This window comes from Shimia sp. R11_0 (assembly GCF_017744035.1).
GTDB classification, from domain to species: Bacteria; Pseudomonadota; Alphaproteobacteria; order Rhodobacterales; family Rhodobacteraceae; genus Shimia; species Shimia marina.
Genome location: NZ_JAGHQY010000013.1, coordinates 18,350 through 34,732 on the forward strand (window position 1 = coordinate 18,350; position 16,383 = coordinate 34,732).

At 57.8% G+C, this 16,383-nt stretch carries 14 protein-coding genes, 1 pseudogene and 1 riboswitch; of the genes and pseudogenes, 8 read left to right on the forward strand and 7 right to left on the reverse strand.

The genetic code is table 11. The annotated features are described in order from the left end of the window. From J7382_RS19070 to J7382_RS19105, 8 genes are read left to right on the forward strand one after another with little or no spacing between them, the layout of a single operon-like run. Positions 1-849, forward strand: a complete 849-nt coding sequence (locus J7382_RS19070) for a carbohydrate ABC transporter permease (protein ID WP_209070584.1) — start codon at positions 1-3, stop codon at positions 847-849. Continuing rightward, the gene (locus tag J7382_RS19075; RefSeq protein WP_348540054.1) at positions 846-2,912 is read left to right on the forward strand and encodes an alpha-galactosidase; all 2,067 of its coding nucleotides are present in this window, start codon (positions 846-848) and stop codon (positions 2,910-2,912) included. The genes J7382_RS19070 and J7382_RS19075 overlap by 4 nt, the downstream gene beginning before the upstream one ends. Next, complete coding sequence (locus J7382_RS19080; RefSeq protein WP_209070585.1) at positions 2,909-4,618, forward strand: IlvD/Edd family dehydratase; 1,710 nt, start codon at positions 2,909-2,911, stop codon at positions 4,616-4,618. The genes J7382_RS19075 and J7382_RS19080 overlap by 4 nt, the downstream gene beginning before the upstream one ends. Further along, on the forward strand, positions 4,618-5,379 hold the full coding sequence (locus tag J7382_RS19085) for an SDR family oxidoreductase (protein ID WP_209070586.1): 762 nt from the start codon (positions 4,618-4,620) through the stop codon (positions 5,377-5,379). The genes J7382_RS19080 and J7382_RS19085 overlap by 1 nt, the downstream gene beginning before the upstream one ends. Positions 5,380-5,382: 3 nt before the next feature. Then, positions 5,383-6,273, forward strand: a complete 891-nt coding sequence (locus tag J7382_RS19090) for a 2-dehydro-3-deoxygalactonokinase (RefSeq protein WP_209070587.1) — start codon at positions 5,383-5,385, stop codon at positions 6,271-6,273. A gap of 4 nt (positions 6,274-6,277) precedes the next feature. Further along, positions 6,278-6,883 carry a 2-dehydro-3-deoxy-6-phosphogalactonate aldolase gene (locus tag J7382_RS19095; protein ID WP_209070588.1) on the forward strand — a complete coding sequence of 202 codons (606 nt, stop codon included), beginning with the start codon at positions 6,278-6,280 and terminating at the stop codon, positions 6,881-6,883. Then, positions 6,880-7,740 (forward strand): SMP-30/gluconolactonase/LRE family protein, encoded by an 861-nt coding sequence (locus J7382_RS19100; RefSeq protein ID WP_209070589.1) that lies wholly within the window; start codon positions 6,880-6,882, stop codon positions 7,738-7,740. The genes J7382_RS19095 and J7382_RS19100 overlap by 4 nt, the downstream gene beginning before the upstream one ends. Then, entirely contained in the window at positions 7,737-9,680 is a 1,944-nt protein-coding gene (locus J7382_RS19105; RefSeq protein WP_209070590.1) for a beta-galactosidase, read from the forward strand. The genes J7382_RS19100 and J7382_RS19105 overlap by 4 nt, the downstream gene beginning before the upstream one ends. Before the next feature lie 61 nt (positions 9,681-9,741). On the opposite strand, the gene J7382_RS19110 is transcribed toward J7382_RS19105, so the two are convergent. The 7 genes and pseudogenes from J7382_RS19110 to J7382_RS19140 form a co-directional block, all read right to left on the reverse strand. Then, entirely contained in the window at positions 9,742-10,743 is a 1,002-nt protein-coding gene (locus tag J7382_RS19110) for a hypothetical protein (RefSeq protein ID WP_209070591.1), read from the reverse strand. Continuing rightward, positions 10,730-11,392 carry an adenosylcobinamide amidohydrolase gene (locus J7382_RS19115; protein WP_209070592.1) on the reverse strand — a complete coding sequence of 221 codons (663 nt, stop codon included), beginning with the start codon at positions 11,390-11,392 and terminating at the stop codon, positions 10,730-10,732. The genes J7382_RS19110 and J7382_RS19115 overlap by 14 nt, the downstream gene beginning before the upstream one ends. Next, a complete protein-coding gene (locus J7382_RS19120; RefSeq protein ID WP_209070593.1) occupies positions 11,389-12,147 on the reverse strand; it encodes an ABC transporter ATP-binding protein in 759 nt (252 codons plus the stop codon). Before J7382_RS19120 ends, J7382_RS19115 begins: the two co-directional genes overlap by 4 nt. Beyond that, positions 12,144-13,028, reverse strand: coding sequence for an iron ABC transporter permease (locus J7382_RS19125; RefSeq protein ID WP_209070597.1), 885 nt, complete (start codon positions 13,026-13,028; stop codon positions 12,144-12,146). Before J7382_RS19125 ends, J7382_RS19120 begins: the two co-directional genes overlap by 4 nt. Beyond that, positions 13,028-13,861: an ABC transporter substrate-binding protein gene (locus J7382_RS19130; protein ID WP_247745121.1), complete on the reverse strand. Its 834-nt coding sequence runs from the start codon at positions 13,859-13,861 to the stop codon at positions 13,028-13,030. Before J7382_RS19130 ends, J7382_RS19125 begins: the two co-directional genes overlap by 1 nt. Positions 13,862-13,892: 31 nt before the next feature. Beyond that, positions 13,893-15,788, reverse strand: coding sequence for a TonB-dependent receptor (locus J7382_RS19135; RefSeq protein WP_209070594.1), 1,896 nt, complete (start codon positions 15,786-15,788; stop codon positions 13,893-13,895). 152 nt (positions 15,789-15,940) lie between these two features. Next, positions 15,941-16,144: riboswitch (cobalamin riboswitch) on the reverse strand. A gap of 124 nt (positions 16,145-16,268) precedes the next feature. Beyond that, positions 16,269-16,383, reverse strand: a pseudogene (locus J7382_RS19140) (IS5/IS1182 family transposase); the annotation flags it as partial.

The following is a 16,383-nucleotide window of genomic DNA, read 5'->3' on the forward strand; positions in this document are numbered from 1 at the left end:
ATGTTTCCACAACCCATCGAAAAACAGCCGCAGGCGGCGCAGCTGGCCTATAAAACCATGCTTCCGATCGCGCTTTTGTTCTGGCTGGCACCTCTGCTGGCGGTAGCACTGTTCTCAATCAAACCGGATGCGGATTTCACCTCCGGCAATTACTGGGGATTGCCTTCAAGCTTTGAAGGGACGGCAAACTACGGGCGGGTCTTTTTTGACTCTGATATGCCGCGCTACCTGCTGAACTCCTTCCTGATCACAATTCCTACGGTGATTGGCGCCGTGGCACTCAGTGCAATGACGGGGTTTGCGCTGGGGATCTACAAGTTCCGGACCAATATCTGGATCTTCTTCATGTTTGTCGCTGGGAACTTTGTCCCGTTTCAAATTCTGATGGTGCCTGTACGCGATCTGACGTTGGAGATGGGGCTCTACAATACCAAAACCGGGCTTGTGCTGTTCCATGTGGCCTTCCAAACTGGATTCTGCACCCTGTTTATGCGCAACTTCATTCGTGCCCTACCGTTCGAATTGATCGAGGCCGCCCGCGTAGAAGGCGTGAGCGAATGGCGCATCTTCTGGTATGTGGTGCTGCCATTGATGAAACCGGCCCTGGCGGCACTGTCGGTGCTGATCTTCACCTTTATCTGGAATGACTATTTCTGGGCTGTGGTCCTGACACAGGGCGCAGAAAGCCAGCCGGTCACAGCAGGCATCACCTCGTTTAATGCTCAATATCGTGCGGCCTATCACCTAATGAGCGCAGGCTCGATTGTGGCGGCCTTGCCTCCGGTGGCCATGTTCTTCCTGATGCAGCGCCACTTCATTGCCGGGCTGACATTGGGAGCCGTGAAGTGACGCAAGCCCTGCATATCTGGCGCATTGATGCGCCTGGGCAAACTCTGGTTCTGGCGTCAGACGGCGGCATTCCCGGCGCGCTCTACTGGGGTTCCCCTTTGCCAACAGAGGAAAACCTGAGCGCTAGTGCAGCCGCGACGGCAAGAGATGTGACCGGAGGCATGATTGACCGGCTGCCAGATCTGTCACTCAGCCCGGAAGCGAGTAGCAGTTTTCAAGGGCAGGCGGGGCTTGTGGCCTATCGCGACGGAGTAGCCCTGCATCCACGCTTCACACTCAAAGAAGCCGATGGCGCATGTTTCGTCTGCGAAGATGCAGAGGCAGGCCTCACCCTGACCTTCCATTTTGCAATTGAAGGCAGCGTGATTGCCGCCTCCACAACGTTGACGTCTGACACAGAAATCACAGTGCATCACCTGGCGGCTCCGGTATTGCCCGGCCCACAGATGGGGGCAGAAATCCTGCACTTTTCAGGTCGCTGGGTTGGGGAGTTCCAGATGGCGCGCAGCCCATGGTGCACGGGCCTCCTGATGCGTGAAGCTCGCACCGGGCGCTCAGGTCACGAACACCCCCCCATTGCCTATTTCCCCGAAGCAGGCGCGACCAATACACAGGGTCAGGTCTTTGCCATGCATTATGGCTGGTCTGGGGGACATGTCATGTATGCCGAAGAGCTGCCAGACGGGCGTCGGCAAATTCAATGGGGTCATGCGACCGGCACACAGCGCGTAGGCACCCGTTTTGACACTGGAAAGCTCTATTTTTCCGTGTCCGACACCGGACTGAACGGCTGTGCCGTGGCGTTCCAACGGCATCTGCGCGACCACGTGGTGACCTGGCCACACCCGGATCGCCCGCGCCCGGTGCATTACAACTGCTGGGAAGCGGTCTACTTTAATCACAAATTTGACCAACTTAAAGAGATCGCAGATCGCGCTGCAGCGCTCGGCGCAGAGCGGTTTGTACTTGATGACGGTTGGTTTGGCATACGCGATGACGACACGTCCGGCTTAGGGGACTGGGACATTGACCCTCGCAAATGGCCGGCCGGGCTGACGCCATTGATTGACCACGTGACCTCCCTGGGGATGGTCTTTGGTCTCTGGTTTGAACCGGAAATGGTGAACCTGAACAGCGATCTGTCGCGGGCCCACCCAGATTGGATTCTGGGACCCGCAGATCAGATAGAGGGGCGCCAGCAGCGTGTGTTGGATCTAGCCAATCCAGAAGTGCAGAAGCACCTATTTGGCAAAATCAGCGCACTTCTTAAAAGCCATGACATCGACTACATCAAATGGGATCATAATCGCCTGCTGCCCGTTGCGGATGCGGCACAGGCCGAAGGGGTCTATGCTCTGATAAGCGCGTTGCGCACAACCTTTCCCAAAGTGGAAATCGAAAGCTGCGCATCGGGTGGCGGCAGGATTGACGCTGGAATCTTACAGCACACACAGCGTGTCTGGCTGAGCGACAGCAATGATGCCCGCGAGCGGCTACGCATTCAGCATGACGCAGCACTGATGCTGCCAGCTTCGATTGCAGGCAGCCACGTTGGTCCAAGGCACTGCCATACATCTGGACGCGTACATGATATCCACTTCCGTGGCTGGGTCGCGGCGCAGCGTCACATGGGATTTGAAATGGATCCGCGCGAACTGACCGAAGAAGAGGTCAACGTGCTGGCGCAGATCACCACATGGTGGAAGGCAAACCGGCACTGGCAATTCAAAGCGGACATCCTTCGTCTGGATGCGGCTGATCCAAGCGTCATCGCAGAACTGCAACTATCGCAGGACAAAACCCGTTTTGTGGTCTTTGCAGGGAAAGCAGCGACCGGCACCCAAAACGTGCCCCGCCCGCTGCGCCTCAGCGGTCTGGTGCCGGACGCCACCTATCAGATTGAACTGATCAATCGCGATGAGGCGCATCACCTTTCACGCCGCGACTTGCCCATAAAAAACGGCCCTCTCAAGCTGAGCGGTCAGTTCCTAATGCAACACGGTCTTATCCTGCCCTGGTCCTTCCCGGATCAGATGTGGGTGATTGAAGGAAAACAAGAATGACTAAGAACCGCCGTTCCCGAGATTGGTATGGCATGATGGACAAAGATGGCTTTATCCGGCGCAGCTGGATGAAGAGCCAAGGCTTTCCGGATCATGCATTTGACGGACGTCCCATCATCGGTATCTGCAACACTTGGAGCGAGCTGACTCCCTGCAACGCAGGCCTGCGGGAACTGGCAGAAGGCGTGAAGCGTGGTGTCTGGGAGGCCGGCGGCTTCCCGGTGGAATTCCCAGTGGTCTCTCTGGGTGAAACTCAAATGAAACCCACAGCGATGCTGTTTCGAAATCTGCTGTCCATGGATGTGGAAGAGAGCATTCGCGCCTACGGTATGGACGGGGTTGTTCTGCTGGGCGGCTGTGACAAGACCACTCCGGGTCAGTTGATGGGGGCTGCTTCAGTGGATTTGCCCACCATCGTTGTCAGTGCGGGCCCAATGCTGTCGGGCAAATGGAAAGGGCGTGACCTTGGCTCTGGCACCGACGTGCGCAAATTTGCATTGGATGTGAAAGCCGGGGACATGACCCTGAAGGACTTCATGGACACGGAGTCCAACATGAGCCGGTCCAAAGGGGTTTGTATGACTATGGGTTCTGCATCAACCATGTCATCATTGGTCGAGGCAATGGGTATGAGCCTGCCAATGAACGGGACGCTGCCAGCGGTCGATGCACGGCGCATGACACTGGCCCATATGACCGGCAAACGTATTGTAGAGATGGTCGAAGAAGATCTGAAACTCTCTGACGTGCTCAAACGCGAAAACTTCGAAAACGGCATTATTGCAAACGCCGCCCTGGGGGGGTCAAGTAACTCCGTCATGCATCTGCTCGCGCTTGCGGGCCGTGTTGGTGTGGAACTCAGCCTGAGCGATTTTGAAATTGGCTCTGAAATTCCGCTGCTTGTGAACTGCATGCCATCCGGCAAATATCTGATGGAAGATTTTTGCTATGCAGGCGGCGTACCCGCCGTGCTGAAAGAAGTAAGCCACCTGCTGCACGACACACAGACCGTGATGGGAAAGAGCATCACCCACTATTATGAAGACGCAGAGACCTACAATCGGGATGTGATCTTCCCCTTTGACGCGCCTTTTAAACCAGCTGCGGGTCTGCGGGTGCTCACAGGCAATCTGGCCCCTCTGGGCGCTATTATAAAGCCCTCGGCGGCTTCCGAACACCTTCTGGAACATCAAGGCGAAGCCTATGTTTTTGAAACGATTGAAGAGCTTAAAGCCAACATCGACCGCGATGATTTGCCAGTGGATGAAAACACCATTCTTGTTCTGAAAAACTGCGGCCCAAAAGGCTATCCGGGAATGCCGGAGGTTGGCGATATTTCGATCCCAGCCAAGCTTGTGAAACAGGGTGTACGGGACATCGTCAGAATATCAGATGCCCGGATGTCTGGAACGGCCTTTGGCACGGTGATCCTGCATGTGGCCCCAGAAGCCAGCGCAGGTGGGCCCCTTGCGCTGGTAAAAACCGGGGATCAGATCCGCCTGTCCGCCAAAAATGGCGATCTGACTCTTCTGATTTCCCAAGAAGAGATGGAAGCCCGTCGCGCGGAATGGGTGGCACCTGAACCACATTATACACGTGGATACGCAAGCCTTTACATCAAACATGTTCTGCAGGCCGATGCCGGCGCGGATTTCGACTTTCTCGTGGGGAAAGATACCCGGCCTGTCACAAGGGAGAGCCATTGATGAGCGGCACCATTTTTCCTGATCTCAAAGACAAGTCTGTCTATATCACTGGCGGGGCTAGCGGCATAGGCGCGGCCCTCACCGACGGGTTCCTAGCTCAGGGTGCCAAGGTCGCGATTATTGGGCGATCCCCTGCGGAAACCTTCATTTCTGAAATGGAAAGCAAACACGGGGTGACACCTCTGTTCATGCAGGGGGACATCTCTGATATCCCACGGTTCCGTGAAACCATTCAGCAAGCCGCGGGCGAACATGGCGGGTTGGATGTCGTTGTGAACAATGCGGCCAATGATCAGCGCCATGCGTTAGATGAGGTGGATGAAGCGTTTTACGACTGGATGCAGGCGGTCAATCAAAAATCCTATTTCTTTGCCTGTCAGGAGGCTGCACGCCAAATGACCAATGGCGGCGCCATCGTCAATTTCAGTTCCATCAGCTACATCATGGGCAACGCAGGCTATCCGATCTACACGGCCGCAAATGCCGCGATCACCGGCATGACCCGCTCGCTGGCGCGGGAGCTTGGACCCAAAGGCATCCGCGTGAACGCGCTGGCCCCGGGCTGGGTCCTCACACAGAAACAGCTTGATATGTGGGCAGATCCAGAAGCTTTGGCCAGGCATCTAGAGCGTCAGTGTCTGAAACAGCATCTAAAGCCTGAGGACATGATCGATCCGACGCTGTATCTTGCCTCCAATGCCAGCCGGATGATGACTGGCCAGTGTATAGCGGTTGATGGCGGCGTTGTGGTTTCGGGGTAAGTGATGAGCGTGCAAGCAAAATGGATCGCGGTGGATTGGGGCACTTCTCGGTTGCGGGCCTTTGCCATGGCCGGCGACAAAGTCCTGGCGACTGCCGAGTCCGAACAGGGCATGTCCAAGCTCAACAAAGCAGAGTTTGAACCGGCCCTGATGGCGCTGGTTGGTGATTGGCTGGGCGAGGGCGTTACCGATGTGATTGCCTGCGGCATGGTTGGTGCGCGGCAGGGCTGGGTCGAGGCCCCCTATAGCGCGGTGCCTGCGCCCGCTTTGGCGGAAAGGATCATTCGCGTGCCGGATACGGATGCGCGCCTGCGGGTGCATGTGGTGCCGGGTCTGAAACAGGTGAGCCCCGCCGATGTGATGCGCGGCGAAGAAACACAGGTGGCAGGTTTTCTAGCAAAGCATCAGAACTGGGACGGGGTTTTGTGCCTGCCGGGCACGCACACGAAATGGGTGCATGTGAGCGCGGACGAGGTCGTGAGTTTCCGCACCTTTATGACGGGAGAGCTGTTTGCGCTTCTGTCCAAACAATCGGTGTTGCAGCACTCGGTGGGGGCGGGCTGGGATGAAGAGGCCTTCCGCGCGAGCATGGATGTAACGCTGTCGCGCCCGGAAAACCTTGCCACTGAGTTGTTTGCGATCCGGGCCAGTGATCTGCTGGAGGCGACGCCCGCATCGGTTGGCCGTGCGCGGCTCTCCGGCCTGCTGCTGGGCGCTGAGTTGGCGGCATCGCGTCCCTATTGGCTGGGGCAACAGATCGTTGTGATTGGCGATGCGGCGCTCTCAAATATCTACGCTGAGGCGCTCAAGGCGCAGGGCGGGTTTGTCTCTGTGGTGGACTGCCAGGAAATGACACTTGCGGGGCTGATCGCCGCGCGCAACCTTTTGGGATAACAACATGAGCCGGTCGATTATTGCGATCTTGCGCGGGGTGACCCCGGGCGAAGTGGAAGCGATTGCAGGTGAAATCCTTGCTGCGGATATTGATAAAATCGAGGTGCCGCTGAACTCGCCGGAACCGCTGGAGAGCATCGGGTTGCTTGCGAAATCCATTGGCGCTCAAGCGCTTGTGGGCGCGGGCACGGTGCTGGAGGTGGCACAGGTGGATGCGGTGAAAGCGGTTGGTGGGCAATTGATAGTCTCGCCCAATTGCGATGTGGACGTGATTGCCCATACCGCAAGCCTTGGCATGGAAAGCTGGCCCGGCGTGTTCACCCCGACAGAAGCTTTTGCCGCGCTGAAGGCCGGCGCAACAGGGCTGAAACTTTTCCCCGGTGACATGGCGGGGCCAGCAGGCCTTAAGGCGATGCGCGCCGTGCTGCCCAAAGACCGCGCGGTCTATGCCGTGGGCGGTGCGGGACCGGACAACTTTGGAGAGTGGGTCGCGGCAGGCGCGAACGGGTTTGGCATTGGCTCTGCGATTTACAAGCCGGGCGACAGCGCAGCTGAGGTGCGAGCTAAGGCAGATGCGATTGTGGCGGCTTATGATGAGGCGATGTCATGAGTGCAGTGTTTGATAACCGGGTCTGTGAGCTGGGCGAAGGGCCACTTTGGCATCCGGTGCGTGAGCAGCTTTACTGGTTTGACATCAAAGGCAAGCGCCTGCTGACCCAGCGCATGGGCGACACGCAGGAATGGCAATTTGATGAGCATTTCTCTGCCGCGGGATGGGTTGATGCGGACACGTTGATTGTTGCCTCAGAGACGGCGCTGTGGCGGATGGATCTGGAAACCGGTCGGCGCGAACATGTGATCGCGCTCGAAGCGGACAACCCGGTGACGCGCTCCAACGATGGGCGCGCGGATCCCTGGGGTGGTTTCTGGATCGGGACCATGGGGAAATCTGCGGAGCCCAAAGCCGGGGCGATCTATCGGTTCTACAAAGGGGAACTGCGTCAGGTGGTTGGCGGCATCACCATCTCCAACACGATCTGTTTTGATCAGACACGGGCCTGTGCCTATTACACCGACACGCCGACAGGGCAGGTGATGCGCCTGTCTTTGGATGCGGAGACCGGATGGCCGGTGGGCGCGGCTGAGGTGTATCTTGATTTGGCACCGGAAGGGTTGAACCCGGATGGTGCGGTGGTGGATGCCGAAGGCAATGTCTGGATCGCGCAATGGGGGGCTGCGCGGGTGGCGGCCTATGATCCTGCGGGACGTTTCGTGAAGGCCGTGGAGGTGGGCGGGGTGCAAGCCTCTTGCCCGGTCTTTGGCGGTCCTGAGTTGTGTGATCTGTATGTGACCACGGCGGCAGAAGATCTGGCAGCGGATGTTCTGGCGGCTGCGCCACAGAATGGCATGACCTTTGTGCAGGTAAGCGCCGGTCAGGGCGTTGCGGAACCGCGGGTGATCCTATGAAACAAGAGCTGGGCGTCTGTTATTATCCGGAGCATTGGCCGGAGGAAATGTGGGCGAAAGATGCTGTCGATATGATCGAGGCAGGCATCACCTGGGTGCGGATTGGCGAATTTGCCTGGAGCCGGATGGAGGCAGTGGCGGGCACGCTGACGCTGGAGTGGCTGGACCGCGCGATTGAGGTGCTGGGCAGTGCGGGGTTGAAGGTTGTGCTGGGCACGCCAACAGCCACACCGCCGCGCTGGATGATCGACAAACACCCCGACATGCTGGCGGTGGACGAGGCTGGCAATCCGCGCAAGTTTGGCTCGCGTCGGCATTATTGCTTCAGCCATGAAGGGTATAAGGCGGAAAGCGCACGGATCACAAAGATCCTTGCGGAGCGCTATTGGAAGAACCCGCATGTGGCCGCATGGCAGACGGACAATGAATACGGCTGTCACGATACGATCATCAGCTATTCAGAGCCTGCGAAGACCGCCTTCCAAGCCTGGTGCAAGGCGCGCTATGGCACGGTTGAAGCGTTGAACGCGGCCTGGGGCAATATTTTCTGGTCGATGGAGTATTTCTCCTTTGATCAGATCGACTTGCCCAACCTCACGGTGACCGAGCCGAACCCGGCGCATGTGCTGGCCTTCCGCCGGTTCTCCTCTGATCAGGTGGTGGCGTTTAACAAGGTGCAGACAGATATCCTGCGTGCGCACACTGATGCGCCGCTGATCCACAACTACATGGGCCGCATCCTGGAATTTGACCATTTTGATGTGGGCGAAGACCTCGATATCGCGAGCTGGGACAGCTATCCGATTGGCTTCTTGTCAGACCGCTTGGAAGCGTCAGAGGATCACAAGGCGCGGTTTCTGCGCCAAGGGGACCCAGATATGCAGGCCTTCCACCACGATCTCTATCGTGCGGTGGGCAAGGGCCGTTGGTGGGTCATGGAGCAGCAACCCGGCCCGGTGAACTGGGCACCATACAATCCCGCGCCTTTGCCGGGGATGGTGGCGCTGTGGTCGCTGGAGGCCTTTGCCCATGGGGCTGAGGTGGTGAGCTACTTCCGTTGGCGGCAGGCACCGTTTGCGCAGGAGCAGATGCATGCAGGGCTGCAAACGCCCGACGGCCGTGAGGCACCGGGTATGGATGAGGCGCGCGCGGTGGCCAAGATTTTGGCCGAATTGCCCCCGCAAGAGACACAGCAGGCCGATGTGGCACTGGTCTTTGACTACCCATCTGACTGGGCCTGGCACACACAGCCGCAGGGCGCCGGGTTTGACTATTTCAGACTGGTGTTTTCAGCCTACCGCGCGCTGCGCCGTGGGGGGCTTTCGGTGGACATCGTGAGTGCCTCGTGCCGGGATTTCACAGGCTATAAAGCGGTGTTTGCACCGGGGGTGGCCACAGTTGATCCCGCATTGGTCGAGGCTGTCAGCACGGCAGGCGCCTTGGGTCTCTACGGCCCACGCACGGGGGCCATCACAAAAGATTTCTCAATCCCTGCATCCGGTCGCCCCGAGTTGCCCGACCTTGATGTGCATGTGGACCTGATAGAAAGTATACCGCCTCATGCTGGCATCCCTGTCGCGGGTGGCGGAACAGCCGATCACTGGCACGAACGATTGAGCGGCAGTGCCGAAGTCTTTCTGGCCACGCAGGCTGGCGCGCCGATCCTTATGGGACAGAACAAGCGCTGGTATCTGGGCAGTTTCCCCAACCAGGCCCTGTGGGACCGGATCGTTGCAATGGCGTGTGAAACGGTGCTTCTCCCTGTATCAACATTTCCAGAAGGTGTCAGACGGCGACAGCTTGGCGATTTGGAGTTCCTCTTCAACTACAACGCAACCGACGTACAATTGGGCGAGACCAAATTGCCTGGCTGTAGTGTCGTCGTGCGCCAAGATACCACAACAATCGCAATCTGCGCGCCACAAACTTGCCTGGATTAATCAGAGCCCACCTTATCCAAAACAGCGAATTTCATGCATCCCGGCCTCCAAAAGCCCAAATTTAATGCCTGGGATTCTCCGGATCAGCCTGATCTGAATCCCGGTCAAATGTGATTGCCCAGTCCGACAGCAAGGCGCTGTCCCCCTGCAAAAGCCGCCATTGGCGGATGCCATTGCGCCAACCCGCACGGCCAACCCGCGTGTCTGGTTCCTCGGCGTTCTGAGCAAGGATCCCCGCCTCCAAACCCGCCCATGCGCTATTTTTGCCTGCCAGATAGGCCTCCGGCCCCCAAGCCTGCAAGAGCGTCTGAAAACGATCAAACGCGGGCTGTTCAAAAGCTTTTTCTTCGCCCAGTCGCCCAATCACTGGGTTTTCAGGATGTAGACCACAGCAAGGCACCAAACCTTCTGGGATCGGCGCATTCGCCGAATGCGTGCGCCTTGCCTTCAAAAGCTTTGGCAGCACATGCGTGTGCGGACCTTCTGGAGATGCACCCCCCGTGTCAGGCCCGCCGATCAATTGATAGACTTCGACACGACCGAGCCGGGTCAGCGCCACACGATGGGGATGCGCCTTTAGGATCGCCCCCATGGCGGGATTGTCGTGGTCAAACAATGAGCGTCCGTCATTTGCGCGCAGAATCTCAAGCAATGCGGAATCAGCGGTGCGGATACAGAAATCCACCTGAAACTGAGCCAGCCCCATGTCAAACAGCACCGCCTTGCGATCTTCTTGGCGCAAGGCGCCGACATCTGCGCCAAGTTCGGTCAGCACGTCACGCTGTGCCATGGCTGCCTGCTCTTGGGGCAAACAAAGCGATACAGCCTGCGTCCAGCGATGCGGCTTCGGGCTGAGTGTTTCATAAGCCACGGGGATGACCCCCTTCAGCCGATCAATGCGCACGCCCCCACGAGAAGTCACCTGCGCCAGATCCTCCTGTGGCACCGGGGCCGGATCCCCCTGTACATGGTGAAATTCGGCAATCGCACCAAAGGAGCCCATGTTCCAGCCAGTCTCTTCCTCAATAAGTGCGGCGCGCAATACGTCTTCAAGCTTGAGCATGGTGCCTCTCCTTTGTTTCTTTGATCCATATGTCAGCGCCTGCACGCACCGCATCATAAACAGCACGGCCAATGGCCTCTCCAACACATGTGTGCAGTCCCGCGTAATGCCTCTGGCCTGTGGGGGCGGCGATGGTCACACAATCAGTGCCCGTCCCCGTCGCGATGCCTGTTGGCAACTGTAAGCCCACATCCATAATCGCAGCGGTGCGCGCCTGTACGGCAATGCTCATCGCTTCAAGCAGCCCGGTTTGGCTCAAACCTTCTTCAATGCGCACTCCGATATTGATTGTGCCCCAGTCACGGCCTCTGTAGTCCACCCGATGGCCCACGCGTTCGCCATTTGACAGCCCCACTGTGGCAACAGCATCCACTACAACGCCGCCAACCTGCGCAGAACTTTCCTGAAAGCTGGCAATGGTTCGGGATGTCAGCATCAGAACGGCATCCCGGGCATTACGTGCTGCCAATTCCTGTTGCGCCCACTGATATACATCCGCGCCCTCCGGCAGATCACGATTGCGCACCTCACGCCATAAGATGCGGGAGGCCGTCACAAACCCTGGCGCGTTCACCGACCAGCTCAGCGCCTGCATGCTCGCTCCGAGATCAAATGCAAGCCAGGGAGCCTCCAGCGTCACCCGGCTCATGTCACCACCTCCAAAGGCTGAAAGACCGCTCCCCTTTCCGTCTCCTCATGCCAGATCGACACGCGAAAAGCCTCTGCCATCAGATCCGGCGTAAGCACATCACCAGGCCCGCCATCCGCCAGCACGCGGCCACCAGCCAAGAGCAGCAGGCGTGTACAATGGCGTGCCGCAAGACCGAGATCGTGGATCGAAACCATCACCGCACGGCCTTCATCCGCCACTGTGCGAAGCATCTGCATCGTAGAAATCTGATGTGCGGGATCAAGCCCGGCTATGGGTTCATCCGCCATGAGCAAAGGCGTGTCTTGTGCCAAGGCACGCGCAATCAACGCGCGGGCCTGCTCTCCTCCGGAAAGGAGGGAGGCCGCACGATCGCGAAACGTCTCCAGCCCCAGCCGCGCAATTGCGCCATCTACATGTGCCTGATCCGCCGGTGCCAACCGCTGCCCTGTTGCCAGATGCGGCAGACGCCCCAGCGCCACCAGACGTTCGACAGAAACCGGCCAGGCGATTTCCCGTGATTGCGGCGTCCAGGCCACCGTATGGGCGCGCGCGTGGGCAGACTTATTGGCCAATGAACTCTCACCGCTGTGCGGCAACAGACCCAAAACCGCTCGCATTAATGTGGTTTTACCTGCCCCATTTGGTCCGATCAGGCTGATAAACTCGCCTTCTTGCACATCAAATGAGATGTTTTTAAACACCTCCCGTTTGCGCCGCCGGACACTCAGGTTCTGAACAGAGAGCAAGGTCATGGCAGCTCCCTCCGCGTCTTGTAAATCAGGTGCAAAAACAGCGGCGCGCCAACAAGGGCCGTGACCACGCCAAGCTTCAGGTCGCGCGCGGGCAGGATCAGACGCACAGCCATATCCGCCAACTGGACCATGATTGCGCCGCCAAGCGCAGAAGACCACATCAAGCGGGATGGCTGTGCTCCCACCCAAGGGCGCAGAATATGCGGCACCACCAGCCCGACAAACCCAATTGCCCCGGCCACCGCCGTGATACCACCCACAATGCTCGCGGTGCCCAGCACAATCAGACCGCGCAGGCGTGACAGATCTATGCCCATGGTCTCTGCGGCATCTTCCCCAAGCGTGAGCGCATCCAATCCACGCGCGGTCATCGCAATGACCCCGCCCCCGACAAGCACAAAAGGCAAAGCCAACCACATGTGGGTCATGGAGCGATCCGCCAAAGACCCCATCATCCAGAACACAATCTCATTGGCAGCAAAAGGATTGGGGGACAGGTTCAAGGCCAATGAGGTCAATGCCCCGGCCAAGGCAGAAATTGCAATGCCTGCTAGAATGAGCGTCAGCGCGCCCCCGCGCGGACCAGCCAGCACAGCGCCAAGCGCGGCGGAGGACGACACGCCAATCAATCCCGGCTCGGCCAGCGGATTGCGCAGATAGCCCTGCATCGCGGCCCCCGCAAGACCGAGCCCAGCCCCCACAATAATGGCCAGCAGCGCGCGCGGCAGGCGGATTTCCTGCATCACCAGCGAGAGTGGCCCAAACCCATCATCAAACAAGGCTCGCAGGCTATCGCCCATGGGCACATTGGCCGGCCCCAAGGTCAGCGACAGAAAGAAAAGACACATCACACAAACGGCGAGCCCCAGTTCCAATCTCATCATTTATGGCCTCTTTGATAGGTTTTGCGGTCTTCGATCAGCCTTTGAACCGCACGCAAAACATGTGGCGTGCCACAGACCCAATCTCGATCCCGCATCGCGCTGTTTGCGCCGGCCGCGCGAAACGCCTCCACCACGGGATGGCGCAAGATTTCCTCAGATCGGGACATACCGGGATATCCAGAAGAGGTGATCACCATATCCGGCGCGGCCATTGCCAGAACCTCAAGCGGCATGATCCCGCCGCGCGCATAGCCCACCTCTGTGGCCACATTGCGCAGGCCCGCAGCCAAAAGAATTTGTCCAGCCAGCGTGTTGTCACCCGATGTCCAGCCATTCGCGGAATACAGTGCCGCCCGCACATCCTGTGGTTCAGCCGCCCGCAGCATCGCAAGGTCACGCTCAAACGTTCGCGCCATATCTTCGGCTCTGTCTTCTTGACCAAGAAGCGCCCCCATTTCGAGAATACGGGCCGTAACATCCTCTAGCGCGCGGGCGGGCTGCATCACGGCGACCGGAACATCGAGCCGCCGCAACATATCAACTGTTGCCCGTGTTGAGTAGGCGCCGGCAATCACCAGATCAGGCGCAAGCAGATAGATTTCCTCAGCCCGCCCATGATTAATGTCATAGGCTTTGGCCGCGCGTGCCATGGCAGAGCTGCGGTCATCCCGTGCAAGATAGGAGACAGACACAAGCTGCCCCGGCGCGGCCAGCATCATGGCAAGCTGATCCGTGCAGAGGTTCATAGAGACCACGCGCTGTGGCGGCGCAAAAGGTGGCTCAACCACCTCCTGCGCCTGAACGGCCCCGCCAAAAAGCAGGGTCGCCAAAGCGGGTATTAGGTAACGCCGAAGTTTCACGTTAGAAAGATGCGCTCAGGCCCAGATAAGCCGTCCGGCGTTGTCCAAAAGACCCCCATGCCTCAGAGTACTCTTCATCAAACAGATTGGTGATACGCGCATTCAGGTTGACCGTGTCTGTCAAAGCGTATTGGGCGGCAATGTTGACAACAGTGAACGATGGAAGCTTGGTGATTGGATTGTTGGGCCATGGTCGAAACCATTCCTTGTCGTAGCTGCCGTTAACATATCTGAGATCGGCGGTTGCAACAGCACGATCATTCAGGAATGTCGCCCGAGCTTGCAAGCCGATTTCATGTTCTGGGCGGCGCGCCAGAGGATCGCCGGCCGGATCTTCACCGTCACCGTAAGAGTAGCTTGCTTTGACGTCCAGCCAGTCATTGACGCTCCAATCTGTGGTGAACTCAATACCCTGACGAATACTCGTGCCTGAGAGGTTGTCTGCGGACATACCTACAGACGCGATCATATTTTGAATTTCATTACGATAGATCGTCAAACCCAATTGGCCACGTCCCCCTGCAACAGAAAGATCTCCGCCAATTTCATAGCTCATGCTCTCTTCGGGTTTCAGGTTTGGGTTGCCGATGAACTGCCCCGGAGAATATCCGAACTGTTCATACATTGTCGGGTTGACCGTGGCCTGCCCGATTGCCCCCCGCAGACGCAGATCAGTGCCCGGCACAGAATAAGCCGCAGACAGGTTCCACGACAGCGGGTTTTCAAAAACATCGATGTCATCGTAGCGCAACCCGGCTTGAACATCTATTCCGTTGGAAAAACTGCCTTGGTAATCAACCGCAATACCACGTGAATTGCGCTCCTGCGTGCCCTGAGAATATTGCGAGTCGATCTCCATGCCTTCTCGCTGCGCTTCCAAGCGAAGGTTCAGTTTTTGATTTGAATTCCGCGCATTTGCGCCATCCAGTGCGAAGGTAGAGGTATATCTGAAGCTCTCACGGGTGGACGCATATAGGTCATTGGGTTCAAAGACACGTTTTTGATCCATTCCCGAAAGCTCAAAACTATGCAGCCAGCGGGCGTCTCGTGCTTCCGCTTCCAACCAGATGGCCCCGGACTGTTCATCGACTTCCGCGTCTTGTAGCGGGGTTGTCAGATAACTCTCAGGTGTTGAGGACGCTGTCGCATTCTCCGTCGGATAGGAAGTGTAGGCCTGATCGATGTCGCGAAAGTTAAAGCCAATTCTAACGCGCCCCGTCCCAATTGTTGTATCACCAGACAGGTTTATATTGCGCACTTTATTTTCAGCATTTGGCATGCCTAGTGAGGCATAATTGTAATCCTCACGGTTCTGCTCGATCGAAAAGGAAAGCTGACCTTTTTCCCAGCCCTGGCGCACAAATAGGTTGCTGTTGTATTGGCCGTCCTTGGCAACCTCAATTCCGCCGCCATAGGTGGTCCCGGGGGCCTGAGCGCGCTTGGTTGTGATTGAGATCACACCAGACATGGCCGACGTGCCATAGATTGCCGATTGCGGACCGCGAAGGACCTCAATTTTCTCAATATTGGCCACGGGCATACTGCTAAAGTTATAATTACCTTCAAGTGCTCCGTTGATTTCGACACCGTCGATGAGAACCTTCACATGGTTGCTCTCGCCACCTCGAATGAATACGCCTGTGACCGTGCTCCCAGAGGAGGCCACCGACACGCCAGGCAAGGCACGTAATGCATCCTGAACACGCATGATACCGCGTTCGCGTATGTCTTCTGCGGTGACCACGCTGTAACTTCGCGTGAAGTTCTCGGCTGCAATTCCGGTGAGCCCCCCGCTGACAATGATCTCACTCAGGTCAGTGGTATCGTCTTGGGCCAATGCGCCCTGTGCACAGAGCACGGCAACTGCGCTGGAGCCGCGCAGGATGTTCTTAATCATATCAAATCTCCACAGGAGACGCTGCCCGACTCCCGCTAAATGGCACACGGCCGCGTGCCAAATTCAAAATGCCTTTGGAGAAAATCCCCGCAGACGGTGAAGCTATCGCCACCACTACGGAATGACCGTTGCCCATGACGCGCCCCGCGTCCGGACAGGGTGAACATTCTGGCAGGTCTCCTGACTTGCGGGTCAACGCGCCCTCGGGCCTTCCCATCCATGTGTCGGACAGTGGCATGTGCCGAGGTTGCTCACCGTTTACAGTTGCGGGGGCAGTCGAGGATTTGGCAAAGGCCGCACCTCGTTCCCTTTTCACCGGATGGCATAGCCACCGGACCAGAATGATGCTGAAGTAGCCAGAGCTACGTCCGCGAGTCAATTATCAAAAGATGCAATGTCATTATTTAAATCTACCTATGAGGTTGGAAGCCCATGACAGATTGCTCTGCCTAAAATTTGCATGAGACATAGGGTCAGGACTCATAGCCAGTAGATCACGAGTGCTGCGAGGGCGACTGCGGACAGGAAGACCTTCGGGCATCTGTCGTAGCGGGTTGCCACACGCCGCCAATCCTTCAACCTACCAAACATGATT

Excerpts from the sequence above, each read along its gene's own strand:
- J7382_RS19070 (WP_209070584.1), top strand. The coding sequence starts at position 1 with ATGTTTCCACAACCCATCGAAAAACAGCCGCAGGCGGCGCAGCTGGCC.
- J7382_RS19080 (WP_209070585.1), top strand. The coding sequence starts at position 2,909 with ATGACTAAGAACCGCCGTTCCCGAGATTGGTATGGCATGATGGACAAA.
- J7382_RS19085 (WP_209070586.1), top strand. The coding sequence starts at position 4,618 with ATGAGCGGCACCATTTTTCCTGATCTCAAAGACAAGTCTGTCTATATC.
- J7382_RS19090 (WP_209070587.1), top strand. The coding sequence starts at position 5,383 with ATGAGCGTGCAAGCAAAATGGATCGCGGTGGATTGGGGCACTTCTCGG.
- J7382_RS19095 (WP_209070588.1), top strand. The coding sequence starts at position 6,278 with ATGAGCCGGTCGATTATTGCGATCTTGCGCGGGGTGACCCCGGGCGAA.
- J7382_RS19100 (WP_209070589.1), top strand. The coding sequence starts at position 6,880 with ATGAGTGCAGTGTTTGATAACCGGGTCTGTGAGCTGGGCGAAGGGCCA.
- J7382_RS19105 (WP_209070590.1), top strand. The coding sequence starts at position 7,737 with ATGAAACAAGAGCTGGGCGTCTGTTATTATCCGGAGCATTGGCCGGAG.
- J7382_RS19110 (WP_209070591.1), bottom strand. The coding sequence starts at position 10,743 with ATGCTCAAGCTTGAAGACGTATTGCGCGCCGCACTTATTGAGGAAGAG.
- J7382_RS19115 (WP_209070592.1), bottom strand. The coding sequence starts at position 11,392 with ATGAGCCGGGTGACGCTGGAGGCTCCCTGGCTTGCATTTGATCTCGGA.
- J7382_RS19120 (WP_209070593.1), bottom strand. The coding sequence starts at position 12,147 with ATGACCTTGCTCTCTGTTCAGAACCTGAGTGTCCGGCGGCGCAAACGG.
- J7382_RS19125 (WP_209070597.1), bottom strand. The coding sequence starts at position 13,028 with ATGAGATTGGAACTGGGGCTCGCCGTTTGTGTGATGTGTCTTTTCTTT.
- J7382_RS19135 (WP_209070594.1), bottom strand. The coding sequence starts at position 15,788 with ATGATTAAGAACATCCTGCGCGGCTCCAGCGCAGTTGCCGTGCTCTGT.